Here is a 17829-nt window from a genome sequence, read left to right on the forward strand (position 1 = left end):
CCTTCTCACGCCTCGGCGAGGCGGATCGCGTACTGGATTCCCTCCAGCTCCCGCCGCGCGCGCGTCGAGGGCTCGGTGACATCCAACAGCACCGGGAGCCGGTCGCGGAGCGCACGTCCTGGCACGGACGGTGCACGGAGGAGGTTGGGCCGGGCCGCGAGAAGCGCCCAGAGGGTGTGGATGTTCAGGTCAAAGAAGCCCTGCTCGGGCGAGAGGCCGGCCACGAGGTGCCGGAGGAGCTTGTGGCCGTGCCAGGCCGGGGCGATGGGGTCGGCGATGAAGTCGTCGGACAGCTGTAAGTGCGCTGATTCGCCGATCCAGTAGGCCCAGTAGCTCAGGTTCGCGGCCTCGCCTGCGTCGTTGCCCTCCAGGGTGGACGTGATGAAGTGCGTCATGCGGTCGCGGTCTCCCTGCCGCGCGGCGACGGCGGCCACGGAACGGGCGTTGAGCCACTGGGTGAGCCAGTCGTCGGGGCGCTCGGCCCGCTGCTGCTGAGCGAGCCAGTCAGTGGTGTCTGCCGCATCGTCGTACCCGGCGAGGTAGAGGGCTTGGCGCCGGAGGAGGAACGGACCTCCGCGCGCTTCCTCGGCCGTGCGCCGCATACGGCGGAAGAACCGGCGCCGGTCGTCTGCGGCGAGTTCCGGCCCGGAGGGTGCTGGGCCTCGGCGAGGTCGGGCCGGAGTCCGGAGAGCACGCATCGGCTCGGGCGTCACGCCGTTGAGGGGCCACACAACCACCTCGATCAGGTCGCGCTGCATGACCCACGCGCCCAGCGGGCCATCGCTCGTGGGCCCGTCGTCGTGGAGCGCGCTCGCCAGGAGGACGTCAGCCTCCAGGGCCTTGTCAAGGGCAAGGAGTAGCGCAGGGCTGACGCCCATCCGCATGAGTCGGTGCCGGTGGACGAGCATCTGGCCAACAGCCAGAGACGTCAACGGCCGGCGTCCGGATTCCCATCCGGCGACTGTGTCGGTGGACACGAGGAACGCCTCAGCCAGAGTCTCCTGCGTGTGGCCGACCTGCTCTCGGATGACGCGGAACAGATAGCCGGACACTATGCCGCTGCGGCCACGCTGAGGGGTTCCCTGACTGCGAGTCAGGGTGGCCTGACCGTCGCCGCTCATCGCGCCTCCTCTGCCAGCATGCTGCCCCAAACTACCCGTACTCCGGGTCACTTCATGCCCGATGGCGGGATACCTAGGCTCGCCCTACTACCCGCTGACGACGGAGGGAGTGACCCCGTGTCCAGCCCGCACCCGCACCATCCCCTGTGCATCGACACCCCGGACTACCCGGCGGCCGGCACCGCGACGGTGCATCTACCCAGTGCCGATCTGCTCGATCGCGCGGCGGTTGGCTGGGAGCAGTTCACCGCCTCGATGAGCGAGGGCGAGTCCGATGCATGAGCCCGAGTACCTGCCGCATCCCCTGCTCCGGCAACGGGTCCGCGATGTGGCCTCGGGAACTGAGGGCGAGCTGATGGCCGTCGTCCGTGAGGAGGTCCGCCGCGTTTGCGGAGATCCCCAGTACGCGCCGATCGCCTACATCCGCATGCCGTCCGGCCGCGAGCACACCGCGGCCGTATCGAACATCGAGGCCACGTCATGAGCGACTGGCGCGGCCAACTTCTGTTCGTGGCGGTCTCACTCGGGTTCCTCGCCGTGATCGTCGTCGGCACACGCTAGACCACACCGTACCTTCCTGCACACGACCAAGGGAGACGCATGTCCAGTCCGACCCCGACCCCGCCGCCTCCGTGCAGCGTCGGCAAGAGCGAGACACCGCCGCCCGCCGTCACCGGCAACGTGCTCACCGCTGCGCCCGGCGAACGCAACGCCCGCAGCCTCCTCGACGCCGACGAGTTCATGACCGTCACCGCGACGCTCGCGCGCAACGAGCTGAACTTCGACCGGGTGTACGCCCAGCAGGTCATCGTCGAGACCCTCAAGTTCGTTGTCGCGGCCGGCGAGAGCGACGAGCGCCTCGCACCCTCCGCGATCATCGACAAGGGATTCCACGCGCTCCTCGAGAAAACCGAGATCCACCACGCCGTGGGCGCACGCCTCGGTGTCTTCGTGCACCATTATCCGGCTGTCTCCGGCTCCGCGCCGATCGCGCCCGGCTGGTTGCAGCGGACGGTCGACGCGATCCGTCGGGCCGGCTTCGCCGAGGAGAAAGACATGTGGGCGTGATCACGGCGAAGTTCCCCACGTCCGCAACGGACGTCACCACCTGTGAGGCCTGTTGGCGGGAGCCGGTCGAAACGGCCCGTACCGCCGCCCACGCCCATGGCCGCGACCTACTGTGCATCCCGTGCGCCGAGGCCGGCTATGCGGCCCGCGTCGATCTGTTCCCCCCGCTCGGCATCTACAAGCTCAACGGAAGGACTTTGAAGATGACCATGGACTCTGGCAGGCACGGCACCCCCGGCGGGAGCCGCGGGCCGCCCGGGGTGCCGTGCCTGCCCGAGTCCATGGTCATTTTCCAAGTCCTTCCGTTGAGCTTGTACATGCCGAGCGGGGGGAACCGATCGACGCGGGCCGCATAACTGGCCTCGGCGCCCGGGATGCACAGTCCGTCGCGGCCACGCGCGTGGGCCGCGGGCCGGGCCGTTTCGACCTGCCCCCCCTAACAGTCCCCACAGGCGGCCCGGGCCCCGGCCCAGCCGGCGACGGGACCCGGGGGCGCCCCCGGTCGGAGTCGGGGGGAGGCCGGGTTCGGCTGGAGGGGGCATCGCGGTCCAGGGTGGTACGGAGGGAGCGGCCGGTCGGGCCACGGCCAAGGCTCCCACGTGCCGCCGCTCCGGCGGCGCCGGGACCCGCCCCGGTCGGGACCCGAGTGCGTCCGGGCCCGTCACGGGTCCGGCGGCGGGCCGCCGGTCCGCGGGCCGGAGCTCCGGCCCCGCGACCCCGCGCGGGGTGGGTCAGCGGCCCCGCAGGCGGCGTACCAGGATGCTCGCGTCGCCGCGGGACTCCAGGTCCGCCAGGACCACGGCGACCGCCTCGCGGACGATCCGGCCGCGGTCGACCGCCAGGCCGTGCTCCCCGCGCAGCACCAGCCGCGCGTGTTCCAGGTCCATGAGCTCCTCGGCGGAGACGTAGACCGTGATCTTCTCGTCGTGCCGCTCGCGCCCGCTGGGCCGCCGGTTCGCACCGCGGCCCTGCCCCTTGCCCCGACCGGGGGCCGGGGCCGGGACGGCGCCACCGGAACCTTCCTGCGACCGCCGCTGCGCGCCCACGCCCGGTTCCGTGCCGGCCTCAGCCTCCCGGCTGCGGCCCTCTCCCGCCGTACCCTCCGATGCCGCTGTCGCGTGCTCCACGCCCCGCGACGGGGAGACCTTGGACGCCGACGTCAGCGCCATCCCCCCGGTCGTACGGAACAGTTCGTCGGCTCCGGGCAGACTCACTCGGCGGGACACCGGGCGAGCACCTCCCTGGCCAGCTGGCGATAGGCGGCGGCACCGACGGAGTTGGAGGCGTACGTGGTGATCGGCTCGCCGGCGACCGTGGTCTCCGGGAACCGCACCGTGCGGCCGATGACCGTGTGGTAGACGTGGTCGTCGAACGCCTCGACGACGCGCGCCAGGACCTCGCGGCTGTGCACCGTGCGGGAGTCGTACATCGTGGCGAGGATGCCGTCGAGCTCCAGCTCCGGGTTGAGCCGCTCCTGCACCTTCTCGATGGTCTCGGTCAGCAGCGCCACACCGCGCAGCGCGAAGAACTCGCACTCCAGCGGCACGATGACCTTGTGAGCCGCCGTCAGGGCGTTCACGGTCAGCAGGCCGAGCGAGGGCTGACAGTCGATCACGATGTAGTCGTAGTCGGCCATCAGGGGCTTCAGGGCCCTCTGCAGGGTCGACTCGCGGGCCACCTCGCTGACCAACTGCACTTCGGCGGCGGACAGGTCGATGTTGCTCGGCAGCAGGTCCATGTTGGGGACCGCCGTCTTGAGCAGCACCTCGTCCGCCGACATGCCCCGCTCCATGAGCAGGTTGTAGACCGTCAGGTCGAGTTCCATCGGGTTCACGCCGAGACCCACGGACAGTGCGCCCTGCGGGTCGAAGTCGACGAGCAGCACGCGGCGTCCGTACTCGGCGAGCGCGGCACCCAGGTTGATGGTCGACGTGGTCTTGCCCACGCCGCCCTTCTGGTTGCACATCGCGATGATCTTCGCCGGACCGTGGTCGGTCAGCGGACCCGGGATCGGGAAGTACGGCAGCGGCCGTCCGGTCGGACCGATCCGCTCACGGCGCTGGCGGGCAGCGTCGGGGGCGAGAGTGGCCGCGTACTCGGGGTCGGGCTCGTACTCCGCGTCGGGGTCGTAGAAGTGCCCCTCGGGCACCTGGTCGTAGTCGGCGAGACCCACGGGCTTGTCGCCGCTCGGGTCGCCGGCCCTGGAGTTCACGTCTAGGCCGTCCATGCTCTTTCGGGGCGTCGTCCTGTGCTGGTGGTTTGCGAAGGTGCGGACTGCGACGGAGCCGACCGCTTCGATTCCGGCAGGGCTTTGACCCCGCGCAGGCACTCCTGCTCGACCACCCCCAGGAGCAAATGTCGACTCATTCACAAGTCGTCTTACCTCCTCGGACGTGACCAGGACACTTATCGATAGGTCAGCGTGGACCATGCCGACGGTTGGCGACTCTATGGCGTGTCACCGCCCAGCGGCAACACAATCCGTCGGACCCGGCACGATGTGTCGGCAACCGAACACCTCTCTGTCAAGGGCGTCCGAGCTGTCGCCGGGAAGTTTCGCGGGTGTGCGAAAGGGTTAAAGGGTTACGTTCGAGGCGGGTTGAGCGGCCCCGCCGGGCACCCCGCAAACGCGTCCGGCCGGACCTTGCGGGCAAGGTCCGGCCGGATACGTGAGATTGACGTCAGTCGTTGACGAATCAGCCGAGCAGCGTGCTCAGCTCGAGGGTCTCGAGGCCGTGAGCCTCGGCGACGGGACCGTAAACGACCTGCCCGTCATGGGTGTTGAGGCCCAGACCGAGCGCCGGGTCACGACGCAGCGCCTCGACCCAGCCGAGGTTCGCGAGCTGCACGATGTAGGGCAGCGTGGCGTTGGTCAGCGCGTAGGTGGAGGTGTTCGGCACCGCGCCCGGCATGTTGGCGACGCAGTAGAAGACCGAGTTGTGGACCTGGAAGGTCGGCTCGGCGTGAGTGGTCGGACGGGAGTCCTCGAAGCAGCCGCCCTGGTCGATCGCAATGTCGACAAGGACACTTCCGGGCTTCATCTTGGCGACGAGCTCGTTGGTGACCAGCTTCGGGGCCTTCGCACCCGGGATCAGCACCGCGCCGACGACGAGGTCGGCCTCGATGACGGCCTTCTCCAGCTCGTAGGCGTTGGAGACGATCGTCTTGATCTTCGTGCCGAAGATCTTGTCGGCCTCGCGGAGCTTGTTGATGTCGCGGTCCAGCAGGGTCACGTGGAAGCCCATGCCGACGGCGATCTGCACGGCGTTCCAGCCGGAGACACCGCCACCGATGACGACGCACTCGCCGGCGTGGGTGCCGGGGACGCCGCCCGGGAGCACGCCGCGGCCGCCGACCGAGCGCATCAGGTGGTAGGCGCCGACCTGCGGGGCCAGGCGGCCCGCGACCTCGGACATCGGGGCGAGCAGCGGGAGGGCGCGGTTGGCCAGCTCGACCGTCTCGTACGCGATGGCGGTGGTGCCGGACTCCAGCAGCGCGTCCGTGCACTCGCGGGAGGCCGCGAGGTGCAGGTAGGTGAAGAGCGTCTGGTCCTTGCGGAGGCGGTGGTACTCCTCCGCGATGGGCTCCTTGACCTTCAGCAGCAGGTCGGCGGTCGCCCAGACCTCGTCGGCGGTGCCCAGGATCTCGGCGCCGGCGGAGACGTACTCCGCGTCCGTGATCGAGGAGCCCACACCGGCGTTCTGCTCGATGAAGACCTGGTGGCCGTTGCGGACCAGCTCATGCACGCCGGCAGGCGTGATGGCGACCCGGAACTCGTTGTTCTTGACCTCGCGGGGGATGCCGACCTTCATCGTCACTCACGGTCCTTGGCTCAGGGAATGTTTCGGGGTACTTCCATACAAACCCGTTTACAAGAACACACAACGGGATGCCCCAGGGGATGCCCTGGTGAACCCAGTCTAATGAAGGACGAGCCGCTGTCTAGCCTTGCAAACAAACAATCTCAGTCGGAACCACTACGGATTTCGCAGGCTGCGGGGTCATCTCCCAGCAATCTGTCTGCCGCGGACCTGTGCAGCCGCGCGGCCGCGGGGTCGCCGAGCCGGTCGAGCGTGTCCGCCAGGCGCACCTGCAGCGCGGCCTGGAGCCGCAGGTCTCCGGCCCTGCGGGCGATCTCCACCGCCTCCCGGCAGGTGTGCAGCGATTCCTCGGGCCGGCCCGCGTACTCCTGGATCCGTGCCATCTCGCTCAACGCCTTTGCCTGGCCGGGGACATCGGCCAGCCTCCGGTAGCCGGCCGAGGCCGCCCGCCAGCTGCGCAGCGCGTCCCCGTACCGGCCGGCATAGGTGTGCACGTTCCCGAGCCGCCCGTACAGCCGCGCCTCGTCCGTCCGCTCGCCGCGCGCGAGGGCGTGGGACAGGGCCCTGCCGAACCAGTCGGAGGCCCGGTGCCAGTCCGCGAGCTCCTGGTACGCGCCGCCTACGGATTCCATCGCGCGGCCCGCCGCGTACGGGTCGTTCGCCGCCCTTCCGGCGTCCAGCGCGGCCCGGTAGCGCCCCAGCGCCTCCTGGGTGCGGCCGGTCTCGGCGTCCAGATCGGCGAGGTTCAGCAGCGCGGCCGCCTGTTCCCGGTGCAGATCGCGCCTCTCGGCCACGTCCAGGACGAGCCGGTGCAGCCCGTACAGCTCGGGGGCGGCCCCGGCGGTGCCCCGGTGGTCGGAGAGGGCCCCGGCGAGGGCCGCGACGAAGCGGCGGGCCAGGGTGTCCAGCTCCCCGTCCGCGACGGCCAGGGTGGCCGCGGCGGACAGCGCGGGCAGCCGGGTGTCCAGCCAGGTGGCCGCGGACCTTCGGTCGGCGAAGCGCAGGGCGCGCGGCAGGCCGTCCAGCTTCTCCGGTCCGCCGACGGGGCCGACGGCCCAGTCGGCGGACTCCTCCGCCATGGCCCGGCAGGAGAGCAGCAGCCGTACGTTGCGCTCCAGCATCCGGGCCCGTGCCAGCTGGACCTCGGCGGGGCGCTCCTTGGCCTGGAGCAGGGCCTGGAGCAGGGGCGTGAGGCAGCCGGGGAGCAGGAAGAGCCCGTCGGGGGCGGTCCGCAGCAGGCCCAGCGCGGCGAAGTCCTCCAGGATCGACTGGGCGGCGGCCACGGAGCAGCCGGCGAGCGCGGAGGCGGTGTGCGAGTCGACGAGCCCGGCCGGGGCAAGCGGAAGCAGCCGCAGGGTGCGCTGGGCGGTCTGCGGGAGGGACTCGTAGACGAGCCGGAAGGTGCGCGCGAGGGGGCCGCTGGTGCCGGCGGGCATGTCGTGGAGCTGTTTGGCCACATCGGAGACGGAGGCCTTGGGCCGGGCCGCGAGCCAGCCGCCCGCCAGGCTCAGCGCGGCGGGCTGGCCGCCGCACTCCTCGGCGAGGGCTTCGGCGGCGCGGGGGTCGTTGGCGACGCGGATGTCGCCGATCCGGTGGACGAGCATGCGGACGGCCGAGGGGGTGTCGAGCCCGCCGAGGGTGCAGGGCCGGACATCCGGAATCCCGGTCAGCGGACCCTCGGCGGTGACGACGACCAGGCACTCGGGGGTGTCGGGCAGGAGGGCGTCGACCTGGTGGGGATCCTGCGCGTCGTCGACGAGCAGGACGGCCCGCCGCCCGGCGAGGGCCTCGCGCAGCGCGGAACTGAGCTCGTCCTCGGCGGCGCCGGGCGGGGTGGGCCGGCCGAGCGCCTCCAGGAGGGTGCGCACGGCCCGCTCGGTCGGGACGGCCTCCCCGGTGGGGGAGGTGAGCCGGACCTTCAGCACGCCGTCCGGGTAGTCGCTCTCGATCTCGCGCACCAGCGCCTCGGCGAGGGCGGTCCGGCCCGAGCCCGGCCGCCCGGCGACGAGCAGCACCCTGGCTCGCGGCGCCTTGGCCTTGCGGCCGGAGAGGGTGTCGAGCCCGGTCCGCGCGATGTCCTCGCGCAGCTCCTTGAGCTCACGCCGCCGCCCGACGAAATCCGCCACGGATCCGCTCCTCTCGCTGCCTTCGGATTTGCGAGCGTAGTTCACGCAGAGCGACGGGCAGGGTGGAGCGCGGCGGACAAATCGCCCGATCGGATCAGCGGATGGTCACACCACAGCTCCATCCGGCCCTGCCAGGGACCGGACCGGGCCGCAGCGGTGTAGGGGCGGTACTAGGCGGTGTAGGGGCGGTACTAGGCGGTGTAGGGGCGGTACTAGGCGGTGTAGGGGCGGGCCGGCCAGGGGGCCAGCGCCGGGCGCAGCGACTCCACGCCGTCGGAGGCGAGGGCCGCGGAGAGCGCCAGTACCCCCGTGACCAGCCCCGGGTTGCCCAGCCGGCCGGCCAGGACGCCGCGTACCAGGTCGGCGAGGGGGATCCGGTCGATCTCCATGTCCGACTCCTCCTCGGAGACCTCGTACCGCTCGCCCTCGGCCTCCGACAGGTCGCGCGCCAGGAAGATCCGTACCGCCTCGTCCGAGCCGCCGGGCGAGCTGAAGAAGTCGGCCAGCACCCGCCAGTCCCCGGCCTTGACGTGCGCCTCCTCGTACAGCTCGCGCTGGGCCGCGCGCAGCGGGTTCTCCCCCGCCACGTCCAGCAGCCCGGCCGGCAGTTCCCACAGGCGGTGGCGCACCGGGTGCCGGAACTGCTTCAGGACCAGCACGCGCTGCTCCTCGTCGAGGGCGAGGACGCACACCGAGCCCGGGTGCGCCTGGTAGTCGCGGCGCACCACCGCCCGGTCGGGCATCCGGACCTGGTCCGACTTGACCGAAGTCTTCGCGCCCTCGAACGGGGTCCGCGAGGCGACGATCTCCCACGATTCCGGAGTGTCCTCGATGTCGTTGCCCATGGCCATGGCCGGTACCTTCCCCAGAAACGCGACAGCCGGGGCACGATGCGCGCCCCGGCTGCCTACGTTAGGCGGTCGGCGTCACCGACCGCGTACGACTACTGTTGCGCGGCCTTGGCGGCCTGCTGGCGCGCGACCGCGGCCTTGACCAGACCGGCGAACAGCGGGTGCGGGCGCGTCGGGCGCGAGCGCAGCTCCGGGTGGGCCTGGGTGGCCACCAGGTAGGGGTGCACCTCGCGCGGGTACTCGACGTACTCGACCAGCTTGTTGTCCGGGGAGGTGCCGGAGAAGACCAGACCGGCCTTCTTCTCCAGCTCACCGCGGTAGGCGTTGTTGACCTCGTAGCGGTGGCGGTGGCGCTCGTCCACGTACGCCTGGTCGCCGTAGACCTCGCGCACGATGGAGCCCTCGGCGAGCTTCGCCGGGTACATGCCCAGGCGCATGGTGCCGCCCAGGTCGCCCGCGCCCTCGACGAAGGCCAGCTGCTCCTCCATCGTGGAGATCACCGGGTTGGGGGTGGAGGCGTCGAACTCGGTGGAGTTCGCGTCCTCGATGCCCGCCAGGTTGCGCGCGGCCTCGATGACCACGCACTGCAGGCCCAGGCACAGGCCGAGCAGCGGGATCTTGTTCTCGCGGGCGTAGGTGATCGCGCCGACCTTGCCGTTGACACCGCGGTCGCCGAAGCCGCCGGGAACGCAGATCGCGTCCACGTCGGCCAGCTGCGCGGCGGCGCCGGCCGGGGTCTTGCAGTCGTCGGAGGTGACCCACTTGATCTCGACGCGGGCCTTGTTGGCGAACCCGCCGGCGCGCAGCGCCTCGGTCACCGACAGGTAGGCGTCGGGCAGGTCGATGTACTTGCCGACGAGCGCGACCTTGACCTCGTGGTCGGGGTTGTGGACCCGGTCCAGCAGGTCCTCCCACACCGTCCAGTTGACGTCGCGGAACGGCAGGTCGAGCTTGCGCACGACGTACGCGTCCAGGCCCTCGGTGTGCAGGACCTTGGGGATGTCGTAGATCGACTTGGCGTCGATCGCGGCCACCACGGCGGCCTCGTCGACGTCGCACATCAGCGAGATCTTGCGCTTGATCGAGGTCGGGACCTCGCGGTCGGCGCGCAGCACGATCGCGTCGGGCTGGATGCCGATGGCTCGCAGGGCCGCGACCGAGTGCTGGGTCGGCTTGGTCTTCAGCTCGCCGGAGGGGCCGATGTAGGGCAGCAGCGAGATGTGCACGACGAAGACGTTGTCGCGGCCGACCTCGTGGCGGACCTGGCGGACCGTCTCCAGGAACGGCAGCGACTCGATGTCGCCGACGGTGCCGCCGACCTCGGTGATGACCACGTCCACGTCCGCGGTGGCCATGCGGCGGATGCGGTGCTTGATCTCGTTGGTGATGTGCGGGATGACCTGCACGGTGTCACCGAGGTACTCGCCTCGCCGCTCCTTGGCGATGACCTGCGAGTAGACCTGGCCGGTGGTGACGTTGGCCGAGCCGTCGAGGTCGACGTCGAGGAAGCGCTCGTAGTGGCCGATGTCCAGGTCGGTCTCGGCGCCGTCGTTGGTGACGAACACCTCACCGTGCTGGAACGGGTTCATCGTGCCGGGGTCGACGTTCAGGTACGGGTCGAGCTTCTGCATCGTGACGCGCAGGCCCCGGGCCTTCAGCAGCGCACCCAGGCTCGAGGCCGTCAGGCCCTTGCCGAGCGAGGAAGCGACACCCCCGGTGACGAAGATGTGCTTGGTCGTCATGGCTGTGCTGTTTCGAAAAGCAGCGGGCGGCGTCGCCAAGAGGGGGCTCCCGTGGTCGCGAAGTGAGGTGCGTCCGGCGCCGGCCTCCGTCGATCCGGAAGGGTCTCAGGGGGCGCCGAAGCTGCGGTTTCGGGGCTCCTGATTCGCACAGGCAGACCACCGGTCCACGGGGTACCAGCCTATCAGCGCCCGGGCCGGTCCGCCTCCGGCCACGCCCCGCGACGTCGCGGGGCGGAGCGTGACGACGACGTATCGGCTGCTCACCCGATTGGTCGAGCCACATTCTTCGCAGACTTGGGGAGCTCACTAGGGTGCCGACATATCCTGCTCGGATATTGCGAATTCCGCGCTCCCGGGCAGTCCGTCATCCGGCCTACCCGAGTCGTATGCGGAATCATGGGCTCGACGCGAGATCCCCACCCACGGGTGATCGCTCAACCGCGCAATGCAAGCGCCCCACGGGGCGGACGTGGCCGTTCGACTGGAGATGCAACGTGTCAGGGCGCATCGAGGATTACGCACTGATCGGGGACATGCAGACGGCGGCGTTGGTCTGCCGGGACGGGGCGGTGGACTGGCTCTGTCTGCCCCGTTTCGACTCCCATGCCGTGTTCGCGAGCATCCTCGGCACCGAAGATCACGGTTTCTGGCGGATCGGCCCGTCGTTCGCGGCGGGCACGGAAGCCCCCCGCGCCACCCGGCGCCGCTACCGGGGCGACTCGCTGGTGCTGGAATCGGAATGGGACACCACGCGCGGCACCGTCCGCGTCATCGACTTCATGCCTCCCCGCGAGGACCACGCACCGCAGCTGATCCGCATCGTGGAAGGGGTCAGCGGTCGCGTCCCGATGCGCTCGGCCCTGCGCATGCGCTTCAGCTACGGGCGGGTCGTGCCCTGGGTCCACAAGGTCGACGGGCGGACGGTGGCCGTGGCCGGCCCCGACTCGGTCTGGCTGGACAGTGAGGCCCAGACGTACGGCAAGGACCTGACGACCTACTCCGACTTCACCGTCGGACCGGGCGACAGGATGACCTTCAGCATCAGCTGGCAGCCCTCGCACCGGGGCGCCCCGGAGACCCCCGACGCCGAGGCGGCGCTGGCCTCCACCACGGAGTTCTGGCACGACTGGGTCGAGCAGTGCACGTACCACGGCCCCTACCGGGAGGCGGTGATCCGCTCGCTGATCACCCTCAAGGCGCTCACGTACGCCCCCACGGGCGGGATCGTCGCCGCGCCGACCACCTCCCTCCCGGAGGAGATCGGCGGCGTCCGCAACTGGGACTACCGCTACACGTGGCTGCGCGACGCCGCCATCACCCTGTCCTCGCTGCTGCGCACCGGCTACCGCGACGAGGCCTCCGCCTGGCGGGACTGGCTGCTGCGCGCGGTGGCCGGCGACCCGGAGAACCTGCAGATCATGTACGGGATCGCGGGCGAGCGGGAGCTCGGCGAGACCGAGCTGGACTGGCTCCCCGGGTACGAGAACTCGCGCCCGGTCCGGGTCGGCAACGGCGCCGCCGGGCAGCTGCAGCTCGACGTGTACGGCGAGGTCACCGAGGCCCTGCACCTGGGCCACATGACGGGCCTGGCCCGCAACGACTACGCCTCGCTGCTCCAGCTCAAGCTGATCCGCTACCTGGAGACCCACTGGGACCAGCCCGACGAGGGCATCTGGGAGGTGCGCGGCCCGCGCCGGCACTTCGTGCACTCGAAGGTGATGGCGTGGGTGGCGGTGGACCGCACGATCAAGCTGATCGAGAGCGGTGACGCGGACGGCCCGCTGGAGCGGTGGCGGGAGCTGCGCGACGAGATCCACCAGGACGTGTGCGAGAAGGGGTACGACAAGGAGCGCAACACCTTCACGCAGTCCTACGGGTCGAAGGAGCTGGACGCCTCCCTGCTGCTGATCCCGCAGATGGGCTTCCTGCCGCCGGACGACAAGCGGGTGATCGGCACGATCGAGGCGATCCAGCGCGAGCTGTCGACCCCGGACGGCTTCATCCTGCGCTACCCGACGGCCGGCGAGGAGGCGGGCGTGGACGGCCTGGAGGGCGACGAGGGGGCCTTCCTCGCCTGCTCGTTCTGGATGGCGGACGACCTCGCGATGATCGGCCGGGTCGACGAGGCCCGCCGCCTCTTCGAGAAGCTGCTGTCGCTCCGCAACGACCTGGGCCTCCTGGCGGAGGAATGGGATCCGAAGCTCCAGCGGCAGGTCGGCAACTTCCCGCAGGCCTTCAGCCACGTCCCCCTGATCGACACGGCCCTGCGGCTGACGGCGAGCGGGGCGTACGGGGGCTGACGGGCCCGGCCGGTGCCCGGGGGCCGCTCCCCTCGGCGCCGGCCCTCGGCGGCCGTCCCGGGGGCCTCCCGCGGCCGTCCCGCCGCGCCCGCTCCCCCGTCCCCGCCTAGGCTGGAAGGGTCCTATGCCCTCCCCTGCGCGGAAGGGGCAGCCATGGCTCCCACTTCGAAGGCGGGCGCGGCGCTGGCCGCGCTCCGCGAAGACCTCGCCGGCGAGGTGTTCGCCCCCGAGGACCCGGGGTACGACGAGGCCCGCACGATCTTCAACGCGATGATCGACCGCCGCCCGGCCGTCATCGCCCGGTGCGAGAGCGAGGCGGACGTGGTCACCGCCGTCCGCTTCGCCCGCGAGCTGGACCTGCCCGTGGCGGTCCGCGGCGGCGGCCACAGCGTGGCCGGGATGTCCCTCAACGACGGCGGGGTCGTCATCGACATGCGCCGGATGAACGAGGTCACCGTGCACCCCGGCGCGAAGGCCGTACGGGTCGGCGGCGGCGCCGTCATGAGCCACCTGGACCGTGCCTGCCAGCCGTACGCGCTCGCCACCACGGGCGGCCGCGTCTCCACCACCGGCGTCGCCGGCTTCGTCCTGGGCGGCGGCTCCGGCTGGCTGGACCGCAACTTCGGCCTGGCCGTGGACAACCTGCTCGGCGCGGACCTGGTCACCGCGGACGGGAGGACGCTCACCGTGACCGCCGAGGACCACCCCGAGCTGTTCTGGGCCCTGCACGGCGGCGGCGGGAACTTCGGCGTGGCGACCTCACTGACGCTGCGCCTGCACGACCTGCCGGAGTTCGCGATGTGCCTGCTCCTGTACCCCCCGGAGTCGGGCCCCGAGGTGCTGCGCGCGTACCGGGACCTCCTCGAGGCCGCCGGACCCGAGGTCGGCGGCGGCATGATCTACATGACCGGCCCGCCGGAGCCCTTCGTACCGGAGCACCTGGTCGGGACACTGCTGGCGGGGGCGCTGGTGACCTACGCGGGCGGTGAGGAGGCCCTGCGGGCGCTCGTCGCGCCGCTGCTCGCGCTTCCGCACGTCGCCGAGGTGCTGACCGCCCTCCCGTACGCGGACCTCCAGTGCATGATGGACGATCCGCCCGGCCTGCGGAACTACTGGTCGGCCGAGTACCTGACCGGCCTGCCCGACGAGCTGGTGGACGTGTTCTGCGGCCGCGCCTCCTCGATGCCGGTGCCGACCGGCACCCAGCACGTCATGTTCCCGCTGGGCGGCGCCATCGCCACCGGCCCCCCGGAGTTCCCGGTCCCGTACCGCGACGCCCCGTGGGCCGTGCACCCCTTCGGCATCTGGGAGGACCCGGCCGAGGACGACCGGTGCCGCCGGTGGGTCAAGGACGTGCGCGCCGACGTGCTGCCCTGGAGCACCGGCGCGGTCTACCTCAACTTCACCGGCGACGAGGGCCCGGAACGGGTGGTGGCCGGGCTCGGCGAGGCGAACCTGGCCCGGCTGGGCGCGGTGAAGCGGGAGTACGACCCGGACAACGTCTTCCGCTTCAACCACAACATCAGGCCCGGGTAGCCCCGGGAACCGGACGGCCGGTACGGTCCGCGATATGGACAACCAGGGCGGGATCACGGTTCAGCGGGCGCTGGAGCTGCCGGGGCTGCGCAGCGGGCTTCCGGAGGTCATGGCCTGCGCCGACCGGCTGGGCCGGACCGTGCGCTGGGTACACGCCGGCGAGGTCCCCAACATCGCGTCCCTGCTCAAGGGCGGCGAGCTGCTGCTGACCACCGGCCTCGGCCTCGGCACCCGGCCCGCCGAGCAGCGCGCCTTCGTGCGCCGCCTCGCGGACCGCGGCATCGCGGCGCTGGTCGTCGAGCTGGGCCCGCGCTTCACCCGGCTCCCGGCGACGCTCGTGGAGACCGCGCGGGCCGCCGGGCTCCCCCTCGTCCAACTGCACCGGGAAGTCCCCTTCGTGACCGTCACGGAGGAGGTGCACACCGAGATCGTCAACCACCACTACGCCCTGCTCCAGCGGGCCGAGGAAGTCCACCGGCGCTGCACGGAGGCCCTGCTCGGCGGCGGCGGGATCCCCCAGGTCCTGCACATCCTTGCCGACTTCACCTCGAACCCGGTCTTCCTGGAGACCCCCGACGGACAGCTGCTCTACGCCGCCGGACCCGGCTCCGGGGAGGCAGCCGCGGATCCGCTCCAGGTGTGGGAGGGCATGCGGGGCCAGCGCCCGGCCGAGCCCTCCGGCAACTCCGTGGTGGTCGACGTCCCCGGGGGCGGCCACGGCACGGGATCGGTCCGGGCCCGGCTGGTCCTGCTGGGCGTGTCCTCCCCGCTGCTGCCCGTGCACCGGATGGCGGCGGAGCGGACGGCGGGCGTACTGGCCGTCGTCCTGATGCAGGCCCGCCAGGAGGACGAGCTGGCGGCGCGCGGCCGCGGTGACTTCCTGACCGACCTCGCCGAGGGCCGGATCTCGGCCGAGGACGCCCCCGCGCAAGCCCGCGTCCTCGGCTTCAAACCCGGCACCGGCCCGCTCCTGCCCGTCGTCATGCGGCTGTCCTCGGAGCTGGGCCCGTCGGGGAACTGGGCGGTCCTGGCCCGGGCGGTCCTCGAGGAGCTCTCCTCGGTCGGCGTCCCGGTCCTCCTCGGGGTCCGCCCGGTGGAGGGCCGCGTCCCGCTGCTGGTGTCCCTGCGCTCCGACGCCGAACGCACGACGGTGGCCGATCGGGTCGCGGCGGCCCTGCGGGCCGGCGTCGAGCGGGCGGGCCTGGAGCGGGCGGGGGCTCCGGCGGCGGTCGTCGTCGGCGTCTGCGGCAGCTGGGCGGCGGCCTCGGCGGGCCTGCGGCACGCCGCGGAGACGGCCACGGCCGCGCACGGGCTGCCCGCCCGGCCCTGGTACGACGCCCGCCGCCTGGACATCGACCTCCTCCTGTGGCGGCTGCGCGAACACCCCGACCTGGCGGCCTTCGTGGACCGTGCGATCGGGGCCCTACGGGTCCACGACACGGTCTCGCGCCCCCCGCTGCTCCCCACCCTGGAGACGTACCTGGCCCACGCGGGCCGCAAGGCGGAGACGGCGCGCGAGCTGCACCTGAACCGGCAGACGCTGTACAACCGGCTGGCCCGCATCTCGGAGCTCCTGGGTGCGGACCTGGACGACCCGGAGACGGTCCTCTCCCTGAGCCTGGCCCTCCGCGCACGCCGCCACGTGGCCCCCGCTGCTTCTTGACGCGCCGCTCGCACGCCTCGCCCCTGGCGGGCCACTCCTCCTTGACGCACCCCTCGCACGCCTCGCCCCTGGCGGGCCTCATCGGCTTCGCGCCGCTGCGCCGGACTCCGTCCGGCGAGGGCGGGGCGGGGCCCCTGCCACCGCCGCCGGTCGCCTGGCCGGTGGGCGGCGGTTGGCCCTGCGGGGCTGTCCCCCACCCGCCCTTCCACCGTTCCCCGGGCTCCGCCCGGACCCCGGCAGCGGCGCCGCACGCGGCAACGGGTCCGGGGCGGAGCTCCGGGGAACGGTGGAAGGGCGGGTAGGGGACTTCGCCCCGCGCGCGGCACACCCCGCGGCCCGGCCCCGGGAAACGGCACGGCCGACGCCAAACGGCTGCGGCAAGACCCGGACAAGACCCGGGCAGGGCCCGGGCAGGGCAGGCCCGGATACGGGCTAGCGGGGGCGGGCCGTCAGTTCGTCGTACACCGACAGGACCTGCGCCACCGTGTCGTCCTCCGACGGCCACGTCGCCGCCTGCGCCCGCCCCGCCGCCGCCAGCTCCGCCCGCCGCGCGGGATCCGCCAGCAGCGCCGAGACCGCGCCGGCCAGCGCCCCCGCGTCGCCGTACGGCACCAGCACGCCCGCCTCGCCCACCAGCTCGGGGACACCGCCCACCGCCGTCGCCACCAACGGCACGCCCACCCGCAGAGCCTCCTGCGCCAGCGGCGACCGCGCCTCCCACCGGCTCGGGAGCACCGCGACGTCCGCCGCCGCGAGCAGCCGCACGGCATCGCTCCGGCGCCCGAGGAGCCGTACCGGCAGGCCCTCCTCGTGGATGCGCCGCGCGAGTTCCGCCCGCATCGGGCCCTCCCCCGCGATCACCAGCAGCGGCACCGGGTCCAGCGTCCGCCACGCCCTCGCCGCGTCCAGCAGCAGGGAGTAGCCGCGCCTCGGCACCAGGCTCCCGACCGCGATCAGCAACGGCCGCTCCACGACGCCGAGTTCCGCCCGCACCTTGCCCGGATCCACGGCCGGCGGCCCGGTCGGCACCGCCACCGCCGCCAGCCGTGCGTCCCGCGCCCCGCGCAGCCGGGCCAGGTCGACCTGCGCCGGGGAGGCGCCGAGGACGACCGCCGCGGCGCGGGCCACGTGCCGTTCCAGGAGCAGGCTCAGCCGGCCGGCTCCGGGGCCGCCGCCGTGCCAGCTGACGACCAGCGGGACCCGGCGCCCGCGCAGGGCCAGCGCCGCCCGCATGCCGGCCCGTACGCCGTGCGCGTGCACGACGTCGGCCTCGACGCACGCGGCCCGCAGCGCGCTCACCGCGTCCGGGGTGAACCGCGCCCCGGCGCTGGTGAAGTCGTACTCCCCCTCGGCTTCGACGGGTGCGCACACGGTGACCCGTACGCCCCGCGCGGCGAGCCCGGTGGCCAGCGACCGCACGTGCGCACCGCCGCTCGCGCCGCCGAGCACCTGGACGGTGCGAAGGACGGGGACCGATACCGATACCGGGGAGCTGCTCACGGGCCGAAGCTCCAGGGTGAGGGAGGCAGAGACGTCGCCCAGAATGCCAGTCCGCACGCGCGTTCCGGGACCATTCGGGTGCGGATCCCGTAGGAGATACC

Annotated in this window: 15 protein-coding genes; 7 read left to right on the forward strand and 8 right to left on the reverse strand. The window is 72.3% G+C overall.

Annotation, left to right across the window (positions count from 1 at the left end; all coding sequences use genetic code 11):
* Positions 1-5: 5 nt before the first annotated feature.
* On the reverse strand, positions 6-1121 hold the full coding sequence (locus DRB89_RS25690; protein ID WP_112450689.1) for a helix-turn-helix domain-containing protein: 1116 nt from the start codon (positions 1119-1121) through the stop codon (positions 6-8).
* 117 nt (positions 1122-1238) lie between these two features.
* Between DRB89_RS25690 and DRB89_RS43145 the strand changes: the two genes are divergently transcribed.
* From DRB89_RS43145 to DRB89_RS44925, 4 genes are all read left to right on the forward strand, one after another.
* A complete protein-coding gene (locus DRB89_RS43145; RefSeq protein ID WP_162688723.1) occupies positions 1239-1403 on the forward strand; it encodes a hypothetical protein in 165 nt (54 codons plus the stop codon).
* Positions 1396-1605, forward strand: a complete 210-nt coding sequence (locus tag DRB89_RS25695) for a hypothetical protein (RefSeq protein WP_112450690.1) — start codon at positions 1396-1398, stop codon at positions 1603-1605. The genes DRB89_RS43145 and DRB89_RS25695 overlap by 8 nt, the downstream gene beginning before the upstream one ends.
* Before the next feature lie 116 nt (positions 1606-1721).
* Positions 1722-2189, forward strand: a complete 468-nt coding sequence (locus DRB89_RS25700) for a hypothetical protein (protein ID WP_112450691.1) — start codon at positions 1722-1724, stop codon at positions 2187-2189.
* Positions 2186-2545 carry a hypothetical protein gene (locus tag DRB89_RS44925; protein WP_239516858.1) on the forward strand — a complete coding sequence of 120 codons (360 nt, stop codon included), beginning with the start codon at positions 2186-2188 and terminating at the stop codon, positions 2543-2545. Before DRB89_RS25700 ends, DRB89_RS44925 begins: the two co-directional genes overlap by 4 nt.
* 375 nt (positions 2546-2920) lie before the next feature.
* Here DRB89_RS44925 and DRB89_RS25710 read toward each other — a convergent pair whose 3' ends face one another.
* The 6 genes from DRB89_RS25710 to DRB89_RS25735 form a co-directional block, all read right to left on the reverse strand.
* On the reverse strand, positions 2921-3415 hold the full coding sequence (locus tag DRB89_RS25710; RefSeq protein ID WP_204357739.1) for a hypothetical protein: 495 nt from the start codon (positions 3413-3415) through the stop codon (positions 2921-2923).
* On the reverse strand, positions 3400-4518 hold the full coding sequence (locus tag DRB89_RS25715; RefSeq protein WP_112449021.1) for a ParA family protein: 1119 nt from the start codon (positions 4516-4518) through the stop codon (positions 3400-3402). The genes DRB89_RS25710 and DRB89_RS25715 overlap by 16 nt, the downstream gene beginning before the upstream one ends.
* Before the next feature lie 367 nt (positions 4519-4885).
* The gene (ald, locus tag DRB89_RS25720) at positions 4886-6001 is read right to left on the reverse strand and encodes an alanine dehydrogenase (protein ID WP_112449020.1); all 1116 of its coding nucleotides are present in this window, start codon (positions 5999-6001) and stop codon (positions 4886-4888) included.
* Positions 6002-6153: 152 nt separating this feature from the next.
* Positions 6154-8136: a tetratricopeptide repeat protein gene (locus tag DRB89_RS25725; protein WP_239516338.1), complete on the reverse strand. Its 1983-nt coding sequence runs from the start codon at positions 8134-8136 to the stop codon at positions 6154-6156.
* Positions 8137-8348: 212 nt separating this feature from the next.
* Entirely contained in the window at positions 8349-8981 is a 633-nt protein-coding gene (locus tag DRB89_RS25730) for an NUDIX hydrolase (RefSeq protein ID WP_112453452.1), read from the reverse strand.
* A 98-nt stretch (positions 8982-9079) separates the two neighbouring features.
* The gene (locus tag DRB89_RS25735) at positions 9080-10729 is read right to left on the reverse strand and encodes a CTP synthase (RefSeq protein ID WP_112449018.1); all 1650 of its coding nucleotides are present in this window, start codon (positions 10727-10729) and stop codon (positions 9080-9082) included.
* Between the two features lie 494 nt (positions 10730-11223).
* Between DRB89_RS25735 and DRB89_RS25740 the strand changes: the two genes are divergently transcribed.
* From DRB89_RS25740 to DRB89_RS25750, 3 genes are all read left to right on the forward strand, one after another.
* Entirely contained in the window at positions 11224-13029 is a 1806-nt protein-coding gene (locus DRB89_RS25740; RefSeq protein WP_112449017.1) for a glycoside hydrolase family 15 protein, read from the forward strand.
* Positions 13030-13182: 153 nt separating this feature from the next.
* Positions 13183-14565 (forward strand): FAD-binding oxidoreductase, encoded by a 1383-nt coding sequence (locus tag DRB89_RS25745; protein WP_112449016.1) that lies wholly within the window; start codon positions 13183-13185, stop codon positions 14563-14565.
* A gap of 34 nt (positions 14566-14599) precedes the next feature.
* On the forward strand, positions 14600-16228 hold the full coding sequence (locus DRB89_RS25750) for a PucR family transcriptional regulator (RefSeq protein ID WP_112449015.1): 1629 nt from the start codon (positions 14600-14602) through the stop codon (positions 16226-16228).
* A 432-nt stretch (positions 16229-16660) separates the two neighbouring features.
* Here the strand turns inward: DRB89_RS25750 and DRB89_RS25755 are convergent, their stop codons facing one another.
* The gene (locus DRB89_RS25755; protein ID WP_112463430.1) at positions 16661-17728 is read right to left on the reverse strand and encodes a glycosyltransferase family 4 protein; all 1068 of its coding nucleotides are present in this window, start codon (positions 17726-17728) and stop codon (positions 16661-16663) included.
* Positions 17729-17829 lie beyond the last annotated feature (101 nt).

The sequence above is a fragment of the Streptomyces sp. ICC4 genome, from assembly GCF_003287915.1.
In the GTDB taxonomy this organism is placed as follows: domain Bacteria; phylum Actinomycetota; class Actinomycetes; order Streptomycetales; family Streptomycetaceae; genus Streptomyces; species Streptomyces tritrimontium.

Excerpts from the sequence above, each read along its gene's own strand:
- DRB89_RS25690 (WP_112450689.1), bottom strand. The coding sequence starts at position 1,121 with ATGAGCGGCGACGGTCAGGCCACCCTGACTCGCAGTCAGGGAACCCCT.
- DRB89_RS25695 (WP_112450690.1), top strand. The coding sequence starts at position 1,396 with ATGCATGAGCCCGAGTACCTGCCGCATCCCCTGCTCCGGCAACGGGTC.
- DRB89_RS25700 (WP_112450691.1), top strand. The coding sequence starts at position 1,722 with ATGTCCAGTCCGACCCCGACCCCGCCGCCTCCGTGCAGCGTCGGCAAG.
- ald (WP_112449020.1), bottom strand. The coding sequence starts at position 6,001 with ATGAAGGTCGGCATCCCCCGCGAGGTCAAGAACAACGAGTTCCGGGTC.
- DRB89_RS25730 (WP_112453452.1), bottom strand. The coding sequence starts at position 8,981 with ATGGGCAACGACATCGAGGACACTCCGGAATCGTGGGAGATCGTCGCC.
- DRB89_RS25735 (WP_112449018.1), bottom strand. The coding sequence starts at position 10,729 with ATGACGACCAAGCACATCTTCGTCACCGGGGGTGTCGCTTCCTCGCTC.
- DRB89_RS25745 (WP_112449016.1), top strand. The coding sequence starts at position 13,183 with ATGGCTCCCACTTCGAAGGCGGGCGCGGCGCTGGCCGCGCTCCGCGAA.
- DRB89_RS25750 (WP_112449015.1), top strand. The coding sequence starts at position 14,600 with ATGGACAACCAGGGCGGGATCACGGTTCAGCGGGCGCTGGAGCTGCCG.